Here is a 20,260-nt window from a genome sequence, read left to right on the forward strand (position 1 = left end):
GCTTTGCTTTTTCTGCCCTTTCTGCGGTGCCTTTCTGTCCAATGTACGGTGCATCAACCTTTCGTAAAACGTATACTGGCACTGGTATAATAAATTTACAGGTCTGTCCGACACTCACTTCTTACAGGTTTCACTACTTTAAAGAGCACTCATATGGAATCCACAGACACCAGACGCCTCTATCAACAACTGGCTGCCACGCTCAAGGAACGCATCGAAACAGGCTTATATCCGGTTGGCGAGAAGCTGCCCGCCGAACGTCTGATTTCCGATGAAATGGATGTCAGCCGCACGGTCGTGCGTGAAGCGATTATCATGCTGGAAGTTGAAGGTTATGTAGAAGTCCGTAAAGGGTCGGGAATTCATGTGATGTCCAATCAACAGCGCCACCTTGTGGTGACCGATTGTGGCAGCGAGTTTGGTACCGCCGGTCCGTTTGAGCTGTTACAGGCACGTCAGTTGATTGAAAGTAACATCGCTGAATTCGCCGCCACGCAGGTCACAAAGCAAGACATCATGCGTTTGATGGAGATTCAGGAGCATGCGCGCCAGGAAGACCGCTTCCGCGATTCCGAATGGGATTTAAAATTCCACGTGCAGGTGGCACAGGCCACGCAGAATAATGCCCTGGCGACTATCGTGGAAAAGATGTGGAGCCAGCGTTTGCATAACCCGTACTGGCGCAAACTGCATGAGCACATCGATGAGAAGTCTATTGAGAGCTGGTGTGAAGAACATGATCTGATTTTGAAAGCCTTGATCCGCCGTGATCCGCACGCCGCCAAACTGGCGATGTGGCAGCATCTGGAAAATACCAAACAAATGCTTTTCCGCGCCACCAGCGATGATTTCGAGTTCAACGTAGACCGTTATCTTTATTCAGAAAACCCGGTTGTTCATCTCGATCCGCCGTTACTGAATACTAAATAAATTCCCCTTAAGGCAGGTTAATTCCCCCAACCTGCCTTTTTCCAGCTTCTGCTTTCTCCCCGTCAATCCTGTCAGGCACTGTCGAGTAGTGTCAGTCAATGTAAAACCCTTTTCCATAATGTGCTTCAGACTTAAATGATCGGTCTCAACACGCTATATTTACCTGTCTGAGTTATTGTTATTTTGTTACAGTTAGACCACTTTTTTTACCCGTTCAGGCCCGGTTAAACAGGCGCCGGGACGCGTAAATCCCCGAAGAACTCATGACCAGAAGCCCGCCAGGGAAAAGGCGACCTTATCAGTAAAACAGGCAGCGTCGAGACGAATTCTCCGCTGATGTCTTTCGCTGACCCACTGAAAATGATGGAGTTTTACTACACCGATGGAAATTATCAGTTCGCTTATCGATGCCCTCTGGCAGCAAGATTATAAAACCCTGGCTAATCCGCAATTAGTCTGGGCGTTGTACCTGATTTTATTCATGATTATTTTTCTGGAAAACGGTTTGTTGCCTGCGGCTTTTTTGCCGGGCGACAGCCTGCTGATCCTGGTGGGCGTGTTGATCGCCAAAGATGCCATGAATTTCCCCCTCACCATTTTCCTGCTGACCAGTGCGGCCAGCCTCGGTTGCTGGCTGAGTTACGCTCAGGGAAAATGGCTGGGCAACACCCGAATAGTACAAAGCTGGCTGGCCCATTTACCTGTGCATTATCATGAACGTGCGCACGCACTTTTCCATAAACACGGTCTTTCCGCCTTGTTAGTCGGGCGTTTTCTGGCCTTTGTACGTACACTGCTGCCAACCATTGCCGGGCTGTCAGGCCTGAGCAACAGCCGTTTCCAGTTTTTCAACTGGGCCAGCGGGTTGTTGTGGATCCTGATCCTGACCTCGCTGGGGTATTTCCTCGGTAAAACCCCGCTGTTCCTGAAGTACGAAGATCAGGTGATGAACTGCCTGATGCTGCTCCCTGTCCTGCTGCTGGTCGGTGGCCTGGTCGGTTCGATTGTCGTGTTGTGGCGCAAAAAACATGCAGACCGACAGAACAAAGGCAAGAACGCATAATGAAGCGCAGATTGTTCAAACGTTCATTTATCTGGCCTGTGCTGCTCATACTGCTGGCCGCCGCCGCTATGATCGGGCTGGCAGTATCACGTCTGCCGGCACCGGCCGGCGCGCTGCAAATCCGCCCCGCCAGAGCGGGCATCTCCTTACCTGATGGTTTTTATGTATACCAGGGGCTAAGCCAGCACGGTATCCATATTAAAAGCATTACGCCACTGGATGATGCTTTGGTGGTGCAACTGGACACCGCCTCACAACGCAAAATGGCCGAAACCGTATTACAGGACATTTTGCCAGCCGGATTCATCATCCGGTACTACGAACCTCCGCATGATAAAACCTGGATGGCTAAACGGGATCTTGACCGCATCAAATTTGGATAAGAAAACGCGCAGGATTTGTCTCATATCACCGCCTATTCAGCGGTGATATGATTTAGACGCTACACATTCAGAAAAAAATCATTAATGGAATTAAGTGCCACACTCACTTAAACGTCAAAAGGAAACCTGACGATGAAAATCACGCTATCTGCCCTCACGCTTGTTCCTGCATTGCTGTTCACCACAGCCGCTTTTGCCGCACCTCAGCCGGAAAGTTGTGTAACCAAACAACAGGAAATCCAGAAACAAATCGGCGAAGCCCGTGCGCATAACAACCAGAACCGCATTGACGGTCTGGAGAAAGCATTACGTGAAAATAAAGCGCATTGCACCGATGCAGGTCTGAAAGCTGAAAACCAAAAACGTGTTGATGAAAAACGTGAAAAAGTTGCCGAACGTGAGCAGGAGCTGAAAGAGGCTCTGGCCAAAGGCGATCACGAAAAAATCCTCAGGAAACAGCAAAAACTGGAAGAAGCGACGTCAGAACTCAAAGAAGCGGAAGGCCATTAATCGCTTTTCAGCCTGACAGATTTTATCTCATGCCACAGCGGATTTTCAGTGATCTTGCCTTTTGAAACAGATGATTCGCATTTGCGATCACCCGAATATCCGCTATGTTAAAAGTTCGAATCAGTTAACGTATGGAGTGACTTACACATGGCTAGTAATACATCAGAACAACTGCGCGCTGAACTCAAGTCATTGGCGGACACCCTGGAAGAAGTTCTCCAGACCTCTACCGACAAGCCGAAAGCTGAACTCGATAAACTGCGTGGTAAAGCAGAATCCCTGCTCAAAGATACCCGTGAGCGTCTGAGTGACACAGGTGATAAAATTGCCTATCAGACCAAAGAAATTGCCGGCAAAGCTGACGATTATGTGCGTGAAAAACCCTGGACGGGCGTCGGTATTGGTGCCGCGGTCGGTGTTGTGATTGGCGTTCTGTTAGCCCGCCGCTGATTATGGCTGAACCAATCAAACCTGCGCCACAAGGGCCGGGAAAAGGGTTATTTGACATCGTTTCACGCATTGCTACCGTGGTGGTAAGCATTGTTGAAACACGTGTCCGGCTGGCCGTGGTTGAGCTGGAAGAGGAAAAGGCCAATATTTTCCAATTGCTGCTCATGGCTGGCATTACCCTGATATTTACCGCCTTTGGTCTGATGAGTTTGCTGGTGGTTTTATTCTGGGCCATTGACCCGGCCTATCGCCTTACGGCGATAGCAACGACGACCGGCGTGTTGCTGCTTCTGGCGGTGATCCTGGGTGCGATGACGCTGGCGAAAGCCAAACGTTCAACCCTGCTTAGCCTCACCCGTAAACAACTGGACATCGATCGTGCCCTGCTGGAAAAGGATGACGAGCTATGAGTATCCCGAACCGTGCTATCGAAAAAGTCAGGTTGATGCGCAAAATTGAGCGTCAGCGCAGCGAGCTTTCTCAGGCCGGTTCAGACTGGCTGGATGCCACCGCGAAAGTGGATCACTATTGGGTAAAACTCGTGGATATGCGTAAATATCTGGTTGTCGGCTCCAGTCTGCTGGCCGTTTACGGTATTCGCCATCCCAGCGCAGTGGTTCGCTGGTCACGGCGCGCTTTCGGCATCTGGGGCACCGTAAAATTGTTCCGTAAAACCCTCGGCAACAAATAGTCTCAACCTCCGCAATCAAAAAGGGCTGATGGGCAAACCATCAGCCCTTTTCTTTTTGAATAACAACCCCGTGGCTGTTCAATTTATTTGAATCATTCAGACAGATTTACTTGCTAACATAACTTATTCATCCGACTTATTATCTCGTCATCAACTGATGCGGTAACGGCAGGAAACATTTTCCGACCGGGCCGGTAACACTTTTAACCCAATTTGGGTATATCACTCTCGGAGTCGAAGATGAACAAGTTACAAGACACTGCTTTGCTGGTTGCGCGTATTTTGATGCCAGTGCTTTTTATCGTTGCAGGCTGGGGCAAAATTAACGGTTACACCGCGACTGCGGGCTATATGACGTCTATGGGCGTGCCAAGCTTCTTCCTGCCACTGACTATCTTGTTAGAGTTTGGCGGTGGTCTGGCTATCTTGTTCGGCTTCTTTACCCGCACCACAGCGCTGATCACGGCAATTTTCACTATCCTGACGGCTCTGATCTTCCACACTGATTTTGCACAGGGCGTGAACCAGATGATGTTTATGAAAAACCTGTCTATCGCTGGAGGATTCTTCGTCCTGTTTGCTTCCGGTCCTGGTGCATTCAGCATCGACCGTCTGATCAAGAAAAACTGGTAATTGCTCCGACACCAGGGAGTGACAGCTCAGCTATAATTAAATAAGACACTATGTCAGACCTGCAGGGCGATGTGATTTATCACCTCGCCCTTTTTTATTACTTATCGGTAAATATCCCCTAAATCATTCGAGTTGCATCAAGGCGGCAACTGAGTAAATCCCCGGGAGCATACAATAGTATGTGACTGGAGTTTGAGAAGACAGCCAACGCAGAGGCAGCTCGAAGGATGATGGGGAAGGAGGAAAAATGGGGCAACTAGTCAATGGCGTTTGGCAGGACACCTGGTACGACACCAAGTCAACCGGCGGTCATTTCAAACGTTCAGCAGCGCAGTTTCGCAACTGGATAACGCCTGACGGTGAACCGGGCGAGCATGGCGTTGGCGGCTTTACCGCAGAACGTGACCGTTATCATCTGTATGTTTCACTGGCCTGCCCGTGGGCGCACCGCACCTTACTGATGCGAACCCTCAAAGGACTGGAGGAGATGATTCCGGTATCTGTGGTACATCCGCTGATGCTGGAACACGGCTGGACGTTCGGCACCGATTTTCCGGCAGCCACCGGCGACGATTTGTATCATCTCAATTATGCCTATGAAATCTATCTGCGGGCGCAGAATGATTACACCGGCCGCGTCACCGTGCCGATCCTGTGGGATAAAAAGCAGCAAACCATCGTCAGCAATGAATCCGCTGATATCATCCGCATGTTCAACAGCGCATTTGATGCCGTGGGTGCCAAAGCCGGAGATTACTATCCGCAGGCATTACGCTCAGAGATTGATGAGATCAATGAGTGGGTGTATCCGCAAATTAACAATGGTGTCTATAAGGCGGGTTTTGCAACGTCTCAGGATGCCTACGACGAAGCGGTTGAGGGTGTGTTTAGCGCGCTGTCCCGTGCTGAGGAATTGCTGAGCAAGCACCGCTATCTGACCGGCAATCAGCTGACCGAAGCGGATTTGCGTTTGTGGACCACACTGGTGCGTTTTGATCCGGTGTATGTCACTCATTTCAAATGTGACCGCTACCGCATCAGTGATTACCCGAACCTGTATGGTTTTCTGCGTGATATCTACCAGATGCCGGGCATTCGTGAAACGGTGGACTTCGCGCACATTCGTAATCACTACTTCCGCAGCCATGCAACCATCAACCCGTATGGCATTATTTCCACCGGACCGGCGCAGGATTTAGACTCTGAGCACGGCCGCGATACCCGTTTTTAATTTCGCTCTGCTCCTTCCCCTTTCACCAGGGGAAGGTTGGCATCGGGTATGGGTTTACTGAATGAAAACGCTATGACTTCACTTCCCGCGTAGCCAGTAGCTTTGGAATTTCACGCAGGAACCAGGCTTTCGCCTCACCCATGCTGTCGCGACGCCACGCCATGATAATATCGATTTCACGGTTATATTCCGCACTCACCACCCGCAAACGCCCTTCCTCGATATCTTTCTCGACCATCGGATAAGGCATTGTCGCCACCCCTAATCCCGCCAGTAACGCTTTACGCTTCTCTTCAATGGTGCTGACCGTCAGACGCTGCTGTTTATCCAACAACTGAACGGTTAATACCGGACGCTCACGGGCGGTATCCGCCACGGCGATCCCGCGATATTTAACCCGGCTGACTTCCGACAGCGGCTCGGCTTCAAGGTGGATCGGGTGATCCGGCGCGGCCACATAGATACTGGCCAGCTTATACAGTTTACGGCTGTTAATTTCGGTAGAAGATCGGAAATGCATATCCGGCGCGATCACGATATCCGCGCGGCCTTGCTCAAGACGTTCCCACGCCCCGGCGAGCACTTCGGTGATCAGAGAAACCTGCGTATTGGCTTTCAGCGCCAGCTTTTCAATCAGCGGGAACAGTTGCGCGGCCGGCGATAAGGCTTCACAGACAATGGTGATATGGGTTTCCCAACCGCGGGCCAGCGCTTCGGCATCCACCGTTAGCTTGTCTGCAGCTTCCAGCAACACCCGTCCGCGCTCAAGCAACATCCGGCCAACATTGGTGAATTTTGTCCGATGACCTGAACGGTCAAATAACACCACATCCAGTTCTTCTTCCAGTTTCTGCATGGTGTAGCTCAGTGCAGACGGGACGCGGCCCAGCTCATCAGCAGCTGCGGCGAAACTCCCCCTGCGGTCAATCGCATCCATGACCCGTAATGCTTCCAGTGTGAGTGCGCGATCCTTAGCCATTCTTTTCTCTTTCAGGAAATTTGAATATAGCGACCAGATTAACTGGCTAACAATCACACGTCCAGACGCTTACCATTTATACATCGAAATTTTTAAGAGAGGCGACCGCCATGATTACCAGCAGAACGGCAAAAGAGTGCGGTACCGCTGACTTTGGCTGGCTCCAGGCACGGTATACATTCTCCTTTGGCCATTACTTTGACCCCAAACTGATGGGCTATGCGTCTCTGCGCGTCCTGAATCAGGAAGTGCTGGCACCCGGCGCCAGTTTCCAGCCACGCACCTATCCTCGCGTGGATGTGCTGAATCTGGTTTTACAGGGTTCAGCGGAATACCGTGACAGCGAAGGCAACAGTACCGGGGTCAGTGCCGGTGAAGCCGCATTGCTGTCGACGCAGGCGAATGTCAGTTACAGCGAACTGAATACCAGCACCACCCGGCCACTGACACGGATGCAACTGTGGCTGGATGCCTGCCCTGAGCATGAGAATCCGCTGACGCAGAAAATGACGCTGCCAGAGGTCACGCATTTCCTGCTGGCCTCACCGGACGGTGAAAACGGGAGCCTGCAACTGCGGCAAAAGGTGTGGATCCATCATCTGGATTTAGCGGCAGGTGAAAAAATTACGCTGCCGGTACGCGGGCCACGCGCATATTTGCAATCGATTCATGGCCAGGTGGATGCTCTGGGAGCAGCCAGCCGTGAACTGCAAAAACTGGCCTGCGGTGATGGCGCATTTATCCATCAGGAAAACAGCCTGACGGTTTCTGCCTGCACCCCGCTACGGGCGCTACTGATTGATATGCCACTCTGATTCTCCGGCCCTTGTTATAAAAACCACACCGCACAAATTCTTTTGTGCGGTTTTTTGTACACCTGTTTATCAGTTTCCCTCAGGGAAATGATATCCGGTCCTGCTTTTTTCGTCCTGTCATCGTGCAATTTGCGGGATAGACTAACCTTTTACCGTGATTCGATGAGACAGACCACCTATCCTTTCAACTGTCTGAAAAACAAATAAATAACCTCAAAACAGTCAGCTATTAAAAGTCATGAATGATCATTAATATTGATACTTAAATCTTTATATTGATATTTGTATTTATAATATTCATTTAAATGATCTTACGGGTTGTATTTTGATAATTAAATTATAATTTATTTTTATCTTCTTTATTGCCCTATTATCTATACGAACGCTTTATTTTGATTTATGCTTTTCAACGCTGGTCAGGGAAATGGGGTTTTATAATAAGGAGTGAGATGTACTAATAGCTTTAAAACGTTATACATAACATTAAGACATTAGTCTTATTATATTACTCCCACTGTATTTCAGCGGGATCGTATTACTATGTCATTTTATGAATATATTTCAAGCCTAAGGATTAAGGTATGAAAAACGCAATTAATGCGCTAAAGCGCAAAGCAAATCAATATCAGGAACTTAAGAAACAACGCGGTGTGACCTTACTGGAAATCATCATCGTGCTGGGCATTATCGGTATTATTGCTGCAGGTGTTGTAATCCTGGCAAACCGTGCCTTTACTGCACAGGATATCAGTGACTTAGCCGATAATACCAACTCAGTGCGGGTAGGGACGACTGAAGCTTATAAAGACAGTGCAGAATACCCTGCGATGGTGAGTGCTGTAGATCTGACTAAGTCGACAATTGGTACTGCAACCGACACGACTGGCTCAATAATTTCTACGTTAGTTAAGATGGGGAAAATTTCTGCGGCTGAAGCCTTCAATGGCATGTCAAATGATGCGTTTGAAATTGGTGGGGTGAAATACGTCTCTGAAGATGCAAAAGCGAAAGGCTTCTACCTGGTGATAAACGGGCTGGAAACAGAAGACTGCCGTAACATTGCTTCCCAGCTGGGCGGACAATGGGATTATGTGGCTTCTGGTACTGCAGCAGCCGGCGCACTCGTAACACCACAACCCGCAGAGTTATCCGGCGAACCTACCACGTCTATTCTCAAAACCCTGACTGCCGATACCCTGAGTCCGACAACCATCGTGGCTGCAGGATTCTGCGATGCATCGACAGGTTCAGATAATGCGCTGATTTTAGGCAGTAAATAATTGTTTTTATGAGTACAGGAGCCTGCGGCCGTTATCGTTGCAGGCTCATTTTCGATGACTTCCATAACGATGGGAATTTTTATGCCAAAGGTAAGCAACAGCAAAGGTTTTACCTTACTGGAAATGATCGTTGTAATGGGAATCATGGGTCTCGTTTTTACTTCATTCGCTCTCTTTAAAAAGAAACAAATAGAATCAGTGGCCAGAGAAAACCTGACCAATATTATTGCGAACGAAGTGCATGGCATGTTGCAATTTATTAACAGGGATGAAATTCAGATTACTGAGGACAGCGACGCTGATGGTGAAATGGATTTCATAGTGAACCCGCTTTTCGACAGAACGATTTCTACAGCTAATGAAAAAGGTAAAACCTATGGCTGGCGTGTAGAGGATCAGGCTTTCAGCACTGACCCGAAAGATACTGACCATTTTATTCAGTGGGATAACACATTGTCTCGTGGTTATTTCACCAGCCATCGCTGTTACAACACGGGCAACAAGAAAGTCGCTGATAAGGAATTCAAGGTTGAAGATTTAGCCTGCAATCAGCCGGCAAACAACCAGGATAAATCTCTGGTATTAGAACGTGTGGATCTGGTGGGTGACGAAGAGACACGAACTATTGATCGCGTTGATTTCTACGTGAGTTTTCATCCGGGAATTAACGGTAAAAATGATATGGATAAATTTACTATCGAAAATTATGCGACCGCGTTTAGTAAAGCATTCACTCATTACGACCTGGCATATCAACACGCTGACTATATCTATCGGCGGGAAGCAAAGGGCACCGATGTAGCAAATTTCGGCACCGGCTGGAAACTGCTGAAAACCCATGACGCGAAGACAGATGACGAAGCGGTACCTTTCGGCAGCATGGTGTCCTACCTCGATAAGATTGATCAAACTGCCGCTCAGCTGGGGGTTAGGTTTAGTTTTAAGGCAGGTTTGGGGAAAGTGATAAAACCCGATGGCTTAGTCGGCGTGGATAAGCTCTGCTGGAATCTTAAAGAAAATATGATGACGCATTGCCTGGAAGTTGAAGACGGTACAGGCCGGAACAATGAGGAAGGCATCATGCATCTGACGGCCAAAGATGCTAACAACCAAACTGTAACGGGAACATTAATGGCGAATGTTATTTTTGAAGGTGAAGCTTTCGATCCTGAAAAAGGAAATATCATTGCGCTCATGACCAGTCCGGTTGTTTCCTATCAATCCTTTGGCAATAAAAAAGACAGGGGCACCAATGATGTCATTATTGATGACCCGGATAACTATGATAAAAGCGTCACCGATGAGCCAGGGTATATTAAAATTCCGGTGCAAAAATGCCCCTTAGCGCCTCCGGCCCCGGGTAATCCCCAAAATGCGCCGCGAGTACTTTATCCACGGCTGGCTGCTGCAATCTCATCCATTGTCGCTGATGTAGGCAAACAGGGAAACGCAGGCAGCGAAAGTGAAGGCGGGGAGGATTTTTCTGATTTCTCCAACAGCGAAAATAACCGGACAACGACAAAAGGCGTTTTAGATCATTTAAGCGGTGTTGCCGTACAGGTGAATCTCATCCGGGAGAATGACAAGAAAATATCTCCTGACGATTACTGGGTCATCAGCGCCACCAGTGGCGTGTTTGATAATATTTCAGGGAAAGGTGTCAGTGTCATTAATCCAAGTTCACTTTCAGTTGTGCTGACTTCATGGTGTAGCTCGATCAAACAACCCGCTGCTGGGGCTGATGCCCCCCCCATGCCGCCCTATTAGCGCAACGTAAATGAAGGTACGGCACTGTATTTTTATGAAAAATTTCAGGATGAAATAAGATGAAAATTAAAATGATTGGATGCGTTATTATACTGTCCGTGGCTATGGGGCAATATGCACATGCAATGGTCAATGCCGATGGCACTATTTCAGCCACATCTCAAACCCCTTCAGTGAGTCCATCCTCACAAACAGGCCGCAACCCCTTTTCCGGCGGGAATTCTCCCTCGTTGCCCATTCCTGCTGAACCTAAGGGCGTCTTATCAACTCCTTTACAAGTGACTTTGTTATTGAATAGCGGTGATCTGCTGAGCCAGGGTTTACAGAAATGGGCCAGGGACTCCGGATATAAATTACTTTGGCAAAGTAAAAGTGATTATTTGATTTTTAGCCCCATCACCCTGACAGGCAAAAATGAAGACGAGGTGCTGACAGGTTTAGGGGATCTTTTTGCTTCTGAAAATTATGGATTAATCATCAAAAACTATCAGAAGAACCGCGTTTTACTTGTTGATGATATGTAACGACTGATTTTCAGGATAAGGATATATGAAAACTAGAATTGGATTAATTACATTGGTATTGCTTATTCAGGGGTGTAACCATGAATTCAATCAGACATTTGCACGTGAAAATGTTAAGGATACATTACCGGGAGCGACTTCTGCAGGAGAAATGAAAGTTAAACCTTATGTGAAATATGATGCTGCTTATTTAGGTAAAAAAGTGGATTACAGTTCTACGCGGCAAACACTGCTCGCTAAAAAAGTTACTGTGAACTCCTATGAACCCACTGATCTGAATACCGTGCTCGATGCTTTACTCGCGCAAACAGGTGTCAGCCATAAAGTAAATTTGGCTTTCCCCGACCAGAAAGGCCTTGAAGGCGGTAAAGTAAACATTGAAGCACACAGCATTAATTTCACAGGGACTTTTGAAGAATTCATGCGCTATATTTCAGCCCTTTACGATGTGAATACTACCCTTGATGAGAATAATATTCTTAAAGTGGATGCTTATAGCGTGTATGCCATAAAACTCGATTTTTATGGAGAAAATAATAAATTTGAAGCCAGTCTCGATCTTTCGAATGATGCGGTTAGCAATGGGGGACTGAAAGGAAAATCAGAAACTAAATTCGAATCTACATTTTGGGATGACGTTGAAGACATGGCAGAAAAGTATGTCTCAAGCGGCATGTATACCGTATTTAAAGATGCTTCCATCGTAACGCTAACCGGACGGCCGTCAGAATATAAAGCGTTGAATGATGTGTTGCAAAAATACCAGGCTGACAATAATCGCCAATTCATTGTCACCTACAAAATTTTCACACTCAATAAAGAGAAAATGGAAGAGTATGGTGCAGGTCTGAACATGTCCTATATAGACAGCGGTGAAAGCATTGTTATTAATACTGCCATGATGAATACAATGGATAGTGGAATGACGCTCGGTGCGGGTGCTGATCATGCACTCAGTGTATCGGCCAAATTGAACGCACTCTATTCCCTGACGGGCAGTAAAGTTCTGCAGAGCGGGACATTTGTCACCCGTAATAACACGCCGGTACCGCTCAATATGACAAATTCTCAATACTATGTTTCCGGGCGAACACGCACCATTAATAATGATAATGGTCAGGAAGATGTAGAGATCGAAACCTCTGAAATCATTACCGGCACCAGTTTTATTATTACCCCACGGATCAATAAAGACGGGCGGGTAGAAGTCACCAGCGGTTTTACCAAGAGTCAGTTAAATTCTATTGATGTTTTCGACACCGTACAGTTGCCCAATGTGACTACCACCGAGATGTTTAACTCTACAGCGGTTACGCCGGGTAGTTTACTCATGGTCGCGAAGTATGAAATGAATGACCTGAGTAAAAATAAAGAATATCAGCTGTTAGGTTATAGTGAAAATACAGCTGACGATGAGAATACCGTCGTGATGGTTGTGGGTATTGACTATTATCGTGCACCTCTGAATCATTAATTATTGGATGTGACAGTCATGTTAAATACACTATCGCGCAATAACATATTGACCGGTTTAATCTGGGACTTACCCATACACGATAATATGGCGCCGGGATATCTAAAATGGATGGCAAACATACGGCGTAGTCACCGGAGATATATTTATAGTGTTCAGGGGGATGCTGAAGTCAGTGAGCTTATCGGTTATTCTGAAAGAACATCTCCGGGTTGTGAACCTTTTGCTGTCCATCTTAGAAATCTCTATGGTGATGGATTCTATTATTTCTCGGCAGGTAAAGGACAGATTTACTTGCTGATGATCATGGACGGTATCATTATCAGCGGCAGTGACTGTGTTATTACCGAAAATTTCTTTCAGGAAATGGTGGCTTCGTTGCCTGAGTCAAAATACGCCAGACTTCAGGTAACTGAAATTTCATTGGCACAATTAGACACTATTGCTGAATCTTGTAAATCAAATCAGAAAATTTTCAAAAAGAAACAACGTATGTTTTGGAGCGCAGTAGGATTTGGCATATTTTTGTTACTTATTGCGTCATCTGTTTTTCTATATACTATTATTTCCGGATAAAAAATGATCAAAAAATTAAAATTACGGAAAAATACGCTACCGGTTTCTAAGAATACTAAATTAGGTATTGCCGCCGCCACTCTGGTATTGTTGATTGCGGCAGGTTTTGCCGGTTGGTATTACTTAGTGTATGTACCTGACCAGGAACTGAAAGCAAAAAAAGTTCGTGAACAAACACAACTGGCCGCAGATGTTAAAGTTGTTGACGCCTTCTATTTGAAAGCGCTCACGGGAGGGAGTATTTCGGCCTTCACTAAACTGGCCGTTGAGATAACTAATAGTTATAGTAAATTGTATGACATGAATTATACGAATGAAACATTCTCTTGTGATGCACAAAAGTGCGCATTCAGTTATCAGTTAAGCAAGGGAGCGATATTTAGCGTTGCCCAAAAAATTTTCTGGGGAAAAACCTATAACGCTAACTTTTCTGAAAACACTTTTGATTTTACAGAGGTAAAATCGGGTCTCAGCGAAAATCCCCTCCTGAATGCCTATAAAAGGAAGCAGGAAATTTCGCCTCCTGCCTGTAGCGATGCATTGAATTATATTTACTCCTATAACTCTGCGACGGGAAGCGAACAGGCGCTGAAAATAACCGCCCTGCCAGGCGCTGCTGTAATAGCAACTGAAAAGAAAATCTCACAGAAAGGTAAGGCGAAATATTACGGTTTAAACGTTATTTCGTGGGAAATGTCACTTCCCAAACCACTTCATTATCTGGATATATTGAATATCGCCAGCGTACTGGAACGTCATGCCTTTAAGGACGCTTTTATCATACAAAAAGTTGATAGTAGCAAGGAAAATAAAATTACAGGAGTAATGGTATGCAGAAGCGGAAAATAATCCTCACTACCCTGGTTGCTTTATTTTCGACCAGCAACTTTGCCGACGAGATCAGCACAACCGGTCAGAATATCTCTCCCGTCCCTGCGCCTGTACAGGAACATATTTCCAGGCTGATGGAAGAAGACATGCAGTTTAATCAGTCTCAGCGACTACTTTCCCAGCAACTTGTCTTGGCGAAATTACGGCTTGAGATGGCGAAAATCAAAAATGAAGCGGCTGAACTGAATCCGGTATCCGCGATGCCAATCATGAATGACGGGCCTTCAGGCGAAGAGCCGAAAACCGAATCAGCGCCGGTGGATGAGCCCCGGGTGATGATGTTGTCGCAAATTGCAGGCATTACCAAAGCGGCTGTTTCCGTGGGCACGAAAACAGTATTCGTGCGTATAGGTGAAGTCTTTTCTGCTAACGGAAAGCGCTATACGGTACATCAGGATAAAAACGGGCAGCACTCGTATGTTCAGGAAATTTCCGGGTGATACTCGATTTTGTCCGGCTTACCGAAGAATCCCTTCACAATGGTGAATGGACTTTCTCTGAAATAGAAGATCATATGCTTCTGGCCCGCTCGCAGGGGCAGGAGTTTCTGGTCTCCCAACGCTCTGTAGTAGAAGAGTTGCATATTATTCAATATGAAATTCGCAAACTCAATGATGTTCATCGTCATCAGGTACTCGGGGTAGCCGGGGTCAGCGAAAGCGTTTATTTCAAAATTTTCGAGCTGGTTTCATTACAGAAGCTCAGCAGTGTGGCCCTGGATATCAGTGAAACGCAGAAAGAGCTCGAGGCGATATTAATTGAAGCGGTAAATATGGGAGCCAGTGACCTGCATATAACCCGCAACGATATCCTGGCTCAGCTGGAAGTGCGTGTAAACGGTATGTTGGTGCCCATGATGCAGATGGCATCCAGCAAATGTGATGAACTGGTTTTCGTGCTGTATAACGTCCAGGCCAGTACACGTGACACCACGTGGAACCGCACTATTCCGCAAAGCGCCAATATCCTCTACACACTTAATAAACTCAGTTTCCGCTTCCGCTATGCGCATTTCCCCATTTTTGGTGAGACGAACGATTGCTATCACGCCGTGTTGCGTATTATTCCTTCCGGATTATCGAAAAGTGCCGTCGCAAATCTTAGCAGGCTGGGTATTTCAGATGATGAGTTAGAAGATTTAAAAAAAATCCTCAGTAATCCTTATGGTGCTTACATCATTGCCGGTACGACCGGTTCGGGTAAATCTACAACGCTGAAGAATTTAATGGAATGGCTGCAAATAAACCGCTACAGCAGCAGAGGGTGTTTCCTGACGGTCGAAGACCCGGTTGAGTATCAGATCTTCGGTGCCAAACAAAGCTCTGTCGTCAGTGTAGAAGGCGGCGGTTTTCATTCTGCGATTAAATCTGCACTGCGCCGGGATCCGGACGTTCTGATGGTGGGGGAAATACGTGACAATATTTCGGCCAATGCACTTGCCGGTGCCGTAGAGAGCGGGCACTACTGTTTCACGACCGTGCATGCCGGGAATATCGTCTCATTACTTCAGCGTTTATCTGCGATGGGTATCACCAGCGATAAACTTTCTACACCCGGTTTTATTGCCGGATTGCAGTGCCAGAAGCTGGTTCCGGTTATTTGTCCCCATTGTCATCGTTCCGTTGAAATGACATTCGGTGGAAAAACAATGTCGCTATATGAACAAAATGAATCTGGTTGCGTTCATTGTAAATATACCGGCATCAGCGGCAGACAGCTGGTGATGGAGTATATGCTTCCCACTTACGATGAACTGGCGGCGATTTCAAAACAGGAATGGTTGCAGGTTTATACCCTATGGCGGAAAAAAAGGCTGTCAGCACCTGGCCTGAGCGAAGGGTTTGAAATAAAAGAAAAGGTCTTCGCTGAGATACTTCGCGGTCGGGTTTGTGCAGCCTGGTTTAGCATGGAATTTGGTGACGTCGAACAGGAAAACATGGCGGTGATCCTTGGCAAAATTCAATAAAAAACAACGATTATTTCTCTATAAATTCTGTGCTGACATGATCAGCACAGAATTACCACTTTACGATTCTTTGTTAAAACTTCAGGTTGAAGGAAAAAGCCTGTTGGGATCTGGCTTTGCCAAAAACATTGGCATATTAACCAATAACATGAAAGCAGGTCTGACGGGTGCATCTATTGCGGTCATGTTTGATGGCCTTGTTCCACAAAGTGAGCTGAGTGTTATCAATGCAGCCGAACAGAGCGGCAGTCTCGCTGACGGGTTTATAACCTTAGTTAATGTCATCACTTATAATAGTGAGTTAAAGAAAAAACTGACGTCTGCCGTCCTCTTTCCTTTCATTATGCTGATCCTTTCATTAACAGTGATCGCAGGCTACTCTGTCAAAGTATTTCCTGCCTTTGAAAGTGTTGTCCCTGTGACTAAATGGCCAGGTATCACCCAGTCACTTTATTCTTTTGGTCTATCCCTGGTCGCAGGGTTATGGATCTACATGTTAATTGCTATTATTTTGACCGTCTTTATTATCCGGTTTGTCATGATTAATCTTTGCGGCTCATTCAGGAATAAATTTCTTGACCGCATTTTACCCTTTTCCACTTACAAGCAAATTGCGGCCTCTATCTTCCTCAACAATCTGGCGCTAATGCTTAAGAATGGGATCCCACTGAATGATGGCCTGGCGATCATTTTATTGAACTCCAACCGATGGCTGAAAAATCATATCAACACTATGCGGGAGAAAATGGCGATAGGGTTAGGATACGGTGATGCGCTGAACACCGGATTATTTGGCCCTGAAACTTTGCTAAACATTAGCCTCTATGCGGGCTTATCGTCATTTAATGAAGTATTAACCTCTGTATCGCATAAATCAAGAGAACATATCAGAGAATATATTCAGAAATTATCCGGTTTACTCAAGTCATTATCTACCCTCGTTTTAGGTGGCTGTGTTATATGGGTTTTCGCAGCACTATTCGCCCTTTCGGATACATTAGGGAAAATGGGCGCAAGCGGTTCTTTTTAAAAGGATGTATGATGAAAAAAATAATTATGCTTTTCATTATCTTGAATATAGCATCGGTTAATAGCTTTTCGGCCACGATACCTAAAGGAGGCGCGTTCAAATTTGCTGAACCTGATAGCGGTGGCGGTACAGCACAACCGCTGGATATGCCCCTCGCGTTACCTATTGCTAATTTTTTTGGATATACCCGAAGTGGTAACAAATATTCCTATGAGGAGAAAAACTCCCTGCCAATTGCAATAAATATTATGTATATAGAATCCTCTTCCGGACACGTTCCTGCCCAGCGTTTGCCGGAGATAACAGATGACAATTTTGATTTCTCAGAACACTACCTTCACTATGATACACAAGCCAATTACAGCTGGGTGAGTGGCGGTAAAGAAGGAGACTGGGGCCTCCCCATTATTAATGCGAAACCCTATCAGAAAGGCGACCCCTTCCCGGCAATCACGGCATGTTCAGGTACGCCTGTCACCCTGAAAGAGCAACGTTATAAATGTAAGCCAGCAATGACCAGCTCTACGCGAAACCTCTCTTTATATGATGAACTGATTGAACTGGCCGCCAGCAAAAATCAAAAATTATGGGTTGGCACGGTTATTTTCCCCCGGGCTTCAGACGGCCCTGAAGGTAATACCAGTAATAACAGCACGGGAGGGGAAGGACATGAACTGGTTGTTTATCTTCCTCATCGCCATATGGAAGTCATACACTTAGAAGCCTTGTTGCTCGGCGATGCGGATGGAAGTGAACCGCGGCTTGCTGCCTGGACAATTCAGAGTGATGACGGAGAATATTTCTTACCCTATGTGAGTTCCAGAATCAACAATGATTATCCTGCCAATTATGCTTTCGTTTCAAACGGGAAAGATACACTCAATCATCGTAAAACGGAGAGTATGTATCTTATTCCCTACTACCTGGATAACGAGAGGATAGCCATAACTGATGTTGCAGCAATTCATACTCGTCTTGCCGGAGGTGTGCATTGGTCGGGTCTCTGGGAAGGAGAGGGGGCTATTAACGAGCAGGGTATACGGGGTAGTGATATATTTACATGCCTGAATGGTGCTAAAGGATCGGTGGATGATTATACCGACTTAACCCATTTCCAGGATCCGGCTGTCGATTCGTTTAGGGAAGTGCCCGGTTTCAATATTATCCATGTTCCGGAAGGGCAGAAAGGATTTACCTTTGCACAAATGATGGGAAAGCAACCGACATCAGACAATGCTTATATTTGCGACACCAAAGGCACTCAGTTATTTTCGCAGCGATTAGAAATTGCAACGGAAGAACGACCAAATATATTCATTGATTTTATGGAAGTAAAAAAAGGTATCACAGAGAAATAATGCTCTCACTGAAAATACCGTATTCTTCAGTTCATTCTCGCAGGGAATTATTTAATGACGCTTTTCTATTTTTGGTTTTATCCTATCATGGCACTGATATTCGGATTATTTATTGGCAGCTTTATTAATGTAATGATTTACCGGCTTCCGTTAATGATTTTTTCCGAATTAAGCCCGGAACCGGATGCGGTAAAAGTGAATCTCTGGTGGCCACCTTCACATTGCCCGGCATGTGGTGCGCCGGTCTGGAAACGTGACAATATTCCTGTCCTAAGCTGGTTATGGCTTAAAGGTAAGTGTCGTCATTGTCAGAGCACTATCTCCCCACAGTATCTGATATCCGAAATACTGTGCGGTAGTGTTTTTACCTTGCTGACCCTGGTGGCGCTGCCGCAGTTTACTGAAATTCAGGTTTGTTGCTTTTTCCTCTATTTCTGCCTGCTCTACAGCTTGTCAGTGATTGATTTTCAGCATTTGATTTTGCCTGACGGTTTAGTATCGCTGCTGCTATGGAGCGGCTTACTGGGTTCGGTTTTGGGTACGACTGATATTGCGCCTCGCTCAGCGATTTGTGGCGCAGCGCTTGCCTGGCTTTTGCTTTATACCCTCATGGCAGCCTATGAAAAATTACGTGGCCGCGAAGGATTAGGTTATGGCGACGTTAAACTGATGGCTGCCATCACCGCCTGGCTGGGCATGGAAAAACTCCCTGAACTGATTCTCTGGTCTGCAGGGTCCGGTATTATTGTTTACCTGCTCTGTACAGTACTCAACAAACGCCGGTCGCTGGATGAAGACCATCCTGAATCCGCCAAACATTACATCCCCTTCGGACCTTCAATCGCCATGGCCGGGCTGGTGATGTTTTTTATTGAGCGACTTTAATCCATGCGCCGGGTATTACTTTTCCTGCTGCTCATTCCGCTTTTAACTCAGGCGACGGACGATGTGGCGGTAACGCTGGCTCTGATTCAGGCTACGCGTCCCGATGTTGAAGTTATTGAGGATCATTTTTCTTCAGCAATGTTACTGACTGCCCCAGGAGACAAAGTATCAGAGGGGAATACAGAGACATCAAAAACATCGTCAATTCGCTATCCCCACTTCCTTTCGCCATTAAATATTCCGTTGCGGATCACGTCCCCGTTCAGCCTGCGGTGGCACCCCCTCATGCAACGTTTTTCCCCGCATGAGGGGACTGATTTTGCCGCGCCACGGTTAACGCCGGTGCTGGCTACGGAGAAGGGGATCGTCGTGGAAGCCATGTCTCATCCGACTGCGGGAAATTACGTGGTAATACGTCATCCGCTCGGGTGGCGTAGCCGCTATCTGCATCTTGACAGGATCACTGTGGCCACCGGGCAAGAAATTGAACGGGGCAAAGTGATTGGCTACTCCGGGAATACCGGACGCAGCACCGGGCCACATTTGCATTTTGAGCTGATGTATCACGGGCAGACAATGGATTCAGCAAAACTCCTGTCGGCTTCAGAGACAAATACTGTTCTGCCTGCCGCAGCCGTCAGTCCGCCGAAACCTGCGGTTCCGAAAATTATATTGGTCACGGAAATAGGCGGTCAGGAAAAAGTGATGGTGAAATATAAAGGGAAAACGATCTACGCCGGTGCAAACCAGACAGTGTTTGGACATTACAAAGTTCTGTTGCAGAACGGACGTTATCGTTTGTACAAGCTGTCCTGAAGGGAACA

At 46.6% G+C, this 20,260-nt stretch carries 23 protein-coding genes; 22 read left to right on the forward strand and 1 reads right to left on the reverse strand.

Annotated elements, in window-relative coordinates; translation table 11 throughout:
* The first annotated feature begins 153 nt into the window (after window positions 1-153).
* From exuR to J1781_RS19565, 9 genes are all read left to right on the forward strand, one after another.
* Entirely contained in the window at window positions 154-930 is a 777-nt protein-coding gene (exuR, locus tag J1781_RS19525) for a transcriptional regulator ExuR (protein ID WP_129954687.1), read from the forward strand.
* A gap of 382 nt (window positions 931-1,312) precedes the next feature.
* Window positions 1,313-1,993: a DedA family protein gene (locus J1781_RS19530; protein ID WP_129954688.1), complete on the forward strand. Its 681-nt coding sequence runs from the start codon at window positions 1,313-1,315 to the stop codon at window positions 1,991-1,993.
* Window positions 1,993-2,376: an EnvZ/OmpR regulon moderator MzrA gene (mzrA, locus tag J1781_RS19535; protein WP_217157840.1), complete on the forward strand. Its 384-nt coding sequence runs from the start codon at window positions 1,993-1,995 to the stop codon at window positions 2,374-2,376. The genes J1781_RS19530 and mzrA overlap by 1 nt, the downstream gene beginning before the upstream one ends.
* A gap of 132 nt (window positions 2,377-2,508) precedes the next feature.
* The gene (locus J1781_RS19540; protein ID WP_129954690.1) at window positions 2,509-2,886 is read left to right on the forward strand and encodes a DUF1090 domain-containing protein; all 378 of its coding nucleotides are present in this window, start codon (window positions 2,509-2,511) and stop codon (window positions 2,884-2,886) included.
* Between the two features lie 147 nt (window positions 2,887-3,033).
* The gene (locus J1781_RS19545; RefSeq protein ID WP_129954691.1) at window positions 3,034-3,336 is read left to right on the forward strand and encodes an ElaB/YgaM/YqjD family protein; all 303 of its coding nucleotides are present in this window, start codon (window positions 3,034-3,036) and stop codon (window positions 3,334-3,336) included.
* Between the two features lie 2 nt (window positions 3,337-3,338).
* On the forward strand, window positions 3,339-3,746 hold the full coding sequence (locus J1781_RS19550; RefSeq protein ID WP_129954692.1) for a phage holin family protein: 408 nt from the start codon (window positions 3,339-3,341) through the stop codon (window positions 3,744-3,746).
* Window positions 3,743-4,027, forward strand: coding sequence for a YqjK-like family protein (locus tag J1781_RS19555; protein WP_129991992.1), 285 nt, complete (start codon window positions 3,743-3,745; stop codon window positions 4,025-4,027). The genes J1781_RS19550 and J1781_RS19555 overlap by 4 nt, the downstream gene beginning before the upstream one ends.
* A 240-nt stretch (window positions 4,028-4,267) precedes the next feature.
* Window positions 4,268-4,660: a DoxX family protein gene (locus J1781_RS19560; protein WP_129954694.1), complete on the forward strand. Its 393-nt coding sequence runs from the start codon at window positions 4,268-4,270 to the stop codon at window positions 4,658-4,660.
* 247 nt (window positions 4,661-4,907) lie between these two features.
* On the forward strand, window positions 4,908-5,891 hold the full coding sequence (locus J1781_RS19565; protein WP_217234044.1) for a glutathione S-transferase family protein: 984 nt from the start codon (window positions 4,908-4,910) through the stop codon (window positions 5,889-5,891).
* 70 nt (window positions 5,892-5,961) lie between these two features.
* On the opposite strand, the gene J1781_RS19570 is transcribed toward J1781_RS19565, so the two are convergent.
* Window positions 5,962-6,870, reverse strand: coding sequence for a LysR family transcriptional regulator (locus J1781_RS19570; RefSeq protein WP_129954696.1), 909 nt, complete (start codon window positions 6,868-6,870; stop codon window positions 5,962-5,964).
* 110 nt (window positions 6,871-6,980) lie between these two features.
* On the opposite strand from J1781_RS19570, the gene J1781_RS19575 reads away from it, so the two are divergent.
* From J1781_RS19575 to J1781_RS19635, 13 genes are all read left to right on the forward strand, one after another.
* Window positions 6,981-7,685 carry a pirin family protein gene (locus tag J1781_RS19575; protein ID WP_217138180.1) on the forward strand — a complete coding sequence of 235 codons (705 nt, stop codon included), beginning with the start codon at window positions 6,981-6,983 and terminating at the stop codon, window positions 7,683-7,685.
* 581 nt (window positions 7,686-8,266) lie between these two features.
* Window positions 8,267-8,965, forward strand: coding sequence for a prepilin-type N-terminal cleavage/methylation domain-containing protein (locus J1781_RS19580; RefSeq protein ID WP_217218822.1), 699 nt, complete (start codon window positions 8,267-8,269; stop codon window positions 8,963-8,965).
* 81 nt (window positions 8,966-9,046) lie between these two features.
* Window positions 9,047-10,732 carry a type II secretion system protein gene (locus J1781_RS19585; protein ID WP_217234046.1) on the forward strand — a complete coding sequence of 562 codons (1,686 nt, stop codon included), beginning with the start codon at window positions 9,047-9,049 and terminating at the stop codon, window positions 10,730-10,732.
* A gap of 59 nt (window positions 10,733-10,791) precedes the next feature.
* On the forward strand, window positions 10,792-11,256 hold the full coding sequence (locus J1781_RS19590) for a TcpQ domain-containing protein (RefSeq protein WP_238483588.1): 465 nt from the start codon (window positions 10,792-10,794) through the stop codon (window positions 11,254-11,256).
* Window positions 11,257-11,281: 25 nt separating this feature from the next.
* Window positions 11,282-12,730: a type II and III secretion system protein gene (locus J1781_RS19595; RefSeq protein ID WP_217234048.1), complete on the forward strand. Its 1,449-nt coding sequence runs from the start codon at window positions 11,282-11,284 to the stop codon at window positions 12,728-12,730.
* Between the two features lie 18 nt (window positions 12,731-12,748).
* Window positions 12,749-13,306, forward strand: a complete 558-nt coding sequence (locus J1781_RS19600; protein ID WP_129954701.1) for a pilus assembly protein — start codon at window positions 12,749-12,751, stop codon at window positions 13,304-13,306.
* Between the two features lie 3 nt (window positions 13,307-13,309).
* A complete protein-coding gene (locus J1781_RS19605) occupies window positions 13,310-14,155 on the forward strand; it encodes a hypothetical protein (RefSeq protein ID WP_217234049.1) in 846 nt (281 codons plus the stop codon).
* Window positions 14,137-14,637 carry a hypothetical protein gene (locus J1781_RS19610; protein WP_217234051.1) on the forward strand — a complete coding sequence of 167 codons (501 nt, stop codon included), beginning with the start codon at window positions 14,137-14,139 and terminating at the stop codon, window positions 14,635-14,637. The genes J1781_RS19605 and J1781_RS19610 overlap by 19 nt, the downstream gene beginning before the upstream one ends.
* Window positions 14,634-16,163 carry an ATPase, T2SS/T4P/T4SS family gene (locus J1781_RS19615; RefSeq protein WP_258452859.1) on the forward strand — a complete coding sequence of 510 codons (1,530 nt, stop codon included), beginning with the start codon at window positions 14,634-14,636 and terminating at the stop codon, window positions 16,161-16,163. The genes J1781_RS19610 and J1781_RS19615 overlap by 4 nt, the downstream gene beginning before the upstream one ends.
* On the forward strand, window positions 16,147-17,193 hold the full coding sequence (locus J1781_RS19620; RefSeq protein WP_129991985.1) for a type II secretion system F family protein: 1,047 nt from the start codon (window positions 16,147-16,149) through the stop codon (window positions 17,191-17,193). Before J1781_RS19615 ends, J1781_RS19620 begins: the two co-directional genes overlap by 17 nt.
* Before the next feature lie 8 nt (window positions 17,194-17,201).
* On the forward strand, window positions 17,202-18,551 hold the full coding sequence (locus J1781_RS19625) for a hypothetical protein (protein WP_238483589.1): 1,350 nt from the start codon (window positions 17,202-17,204) through the stop codon (window positions 18,549-18,551).
* A gap of 87 nt (window positions 18,552-18,638) precedes the next feature.
* Window positions 18,639-19,436 (forward strand): prepilin peptidase, encoded by a 798-nt coding sequence (locus J1781_RS19630; protein ID WP_269154573.1) that lies wholly within the window; start codon window positions 18,639-18,641, stop codon window positions 19,434-19,436.
* A gap of 285 nt (window positions 19,437-19,721) precedes the next feature.
* Window positions 19,722-20,252 (forward strand): M23 family metallopeptidase, encoded by a 531-nt coding sequence (locus tag J1781_RS19635; RefSeq protein WP_238483591.1) that lies wholly within the window; start codon window positions 19,722-19,724, stop codon window positions 20,250-20,252.
* Window positions 20,253-20,260 lie beyond the last annotated feature (8 nt).

The organism is Rahnella perminowiae, from assembly GCF_019049695.1.
GTDB classification, from domain to species: domain Bacteria; phylum Pseudomonadota; class Gammaproteobacteria; order Enterobacterales; family Enterobacteriaceae; genus Rahnella; species Rahnella perminowiae.

Excerpts from the sequence above, each read along its gene's own strand:
- exuR (WP_129954687.1), top strand. The coding sequence starts at position 154 with ATGGAATCCACAGACACCAGACGCCTCTATCAACAACTGGCTGCCACG.
- J1781_RS19530 (WP_129954688.1), top strand. The coding sequence starts at position 1,313 with ATGGAAATTATCAGTTCGCTTATCGATGCCCTCTGGCAGCAAGATTAT.
- mzrA (WP_217157840.1), top strand. The coding sequence starts at position 1,993 with ATGAAGCGCAGATTGTTCAAACGTTCATTTATCTGGCCTGTGCTGCTC.
- J1781_RS19540 (WP_129954690.1), top strand. The coding sequence starts at position 2,509 with ATGAAAATCACGCTATCTGCCCTCACGCTTGTTCCTGCATTGCTGTTC.
- J1781_RS19545 (WP_129954691.1), top strand. The coding sequence starts at position 3,034 with ATGGCTAGTAATACATCAGAACAACTGCGCGCTGAACTCAAGTCATTG.
- J1781_RS19550 (WP_129954692.1), top strand. The coding sequence starts at position 3,339 with ATGGCTGAACCAATCAAACCTGCGCCACAAGGGCCGGGAAAAGGGTTA.
- J1781_RS19555 (WP_129991992.1), top strand. The coding sequence starts at position 3,743 with ATGAGTATCCCGAACCGTGCTATCGAAAAAGTCAGGTTGATGCGCAAA.
- J1781_RS19560 (WP_129954694.1), top strand. The coding sequence starts at position 4,268 with ATGAACAAGTTACAAGACACTGCTTTGCTGGTTGCGCGTATTTTGATG.
- J1781_RS19565 (WP_217234044.1), top strand. The coding sequence starts at position 4,908 with ATGGGGCAACTAGTCAATGGCGTTTGGCAGGACACCTGGTACGACACC.
- J1781_RS19570 (WP_129954696.1), bottom strand. The coding sequence starts at position 6,870 with ATGGCTAAGGATCGCGCACTCACACTGGAAGCATTACGGGTCATGGAT.
- J1781_RS19575 (WP_217138180.1), top strand. The coding sequence starts at position 6,981 with ATGATTACCAGCAGAACGGCAAAAGAGTGCGGTACCGCTGACTTTGGC.
- J1781_RS19580 (WP_217218822.1), top strand. The coding sequence starts at position 8,267 with ATGAAAAACGCAATTAATGCGCTAAAGCGCAAAGCAAATCAATATCAG.
- J1781_RS19585 (WP_217234046.1), top strand. The coding sequence starts at position 9,047 with ATGCCAAAGGTAAGCAACAGCAAAGGTTTTACCTTACTGGAAATGATC.
- J1781_RS19590 (WP_238483588.1), top strand. The coding sequence starts at position 10,792 with ATGAAAATTAAAATGATTGGATGCGTTATTATACTGTCCGTGGCTATG.
- J1781_RS19595 (WP_217234048.1), top strand. The coding sequence starts at position 11,282 with ATGAAAACTAGAATTGGATTAATTACATTGGTATTGCTTATTCAGGGG.
- J1781_RS19600 (WP_129954701.1), top strand. The coding sequence starts at position 12,749 with ATGTTAAATACACTATCGCGCAATAACATATTGACCGGTTTAATCTGG.
- J1781_RS19605 (WP_217234049.1), top strand. The coding sequence starts at position 13,310 with ATGATCAAAAAATTAAAATTACGGAAAAATACGCTACCGGTTTCTAAG.
- J1781_RS19610 (WP_217234051.1), top strand. The coding sequence starts at position 14,137 with ATGCAGAAGCGGAAAATAATCCTCACTACCCTGGTTGCTTTATTTTCG.
- J1781_RS19625 (WP_238483589.1), top strand. The coding sequence starts at position 17,202 with ATGATGAAAAAAATAATTATGCTTTTCATTATCTTGAATATAGCATCG.
- J1781_RS19630 (WP_269154573.1), top strand. The coding sequence starts at position 18,639 with ATGGCACTGATATTCGGATTATTTATTGGCAGCTTTATTAATGTAATG.
- J1781_RS19635 (WP_238483591.1), top strand. The coding sequence starts at position 19,722 with ATGCAACGTTTTTCCCCGCATGAGGGGACTGATTTTGCCGCGCCACGG.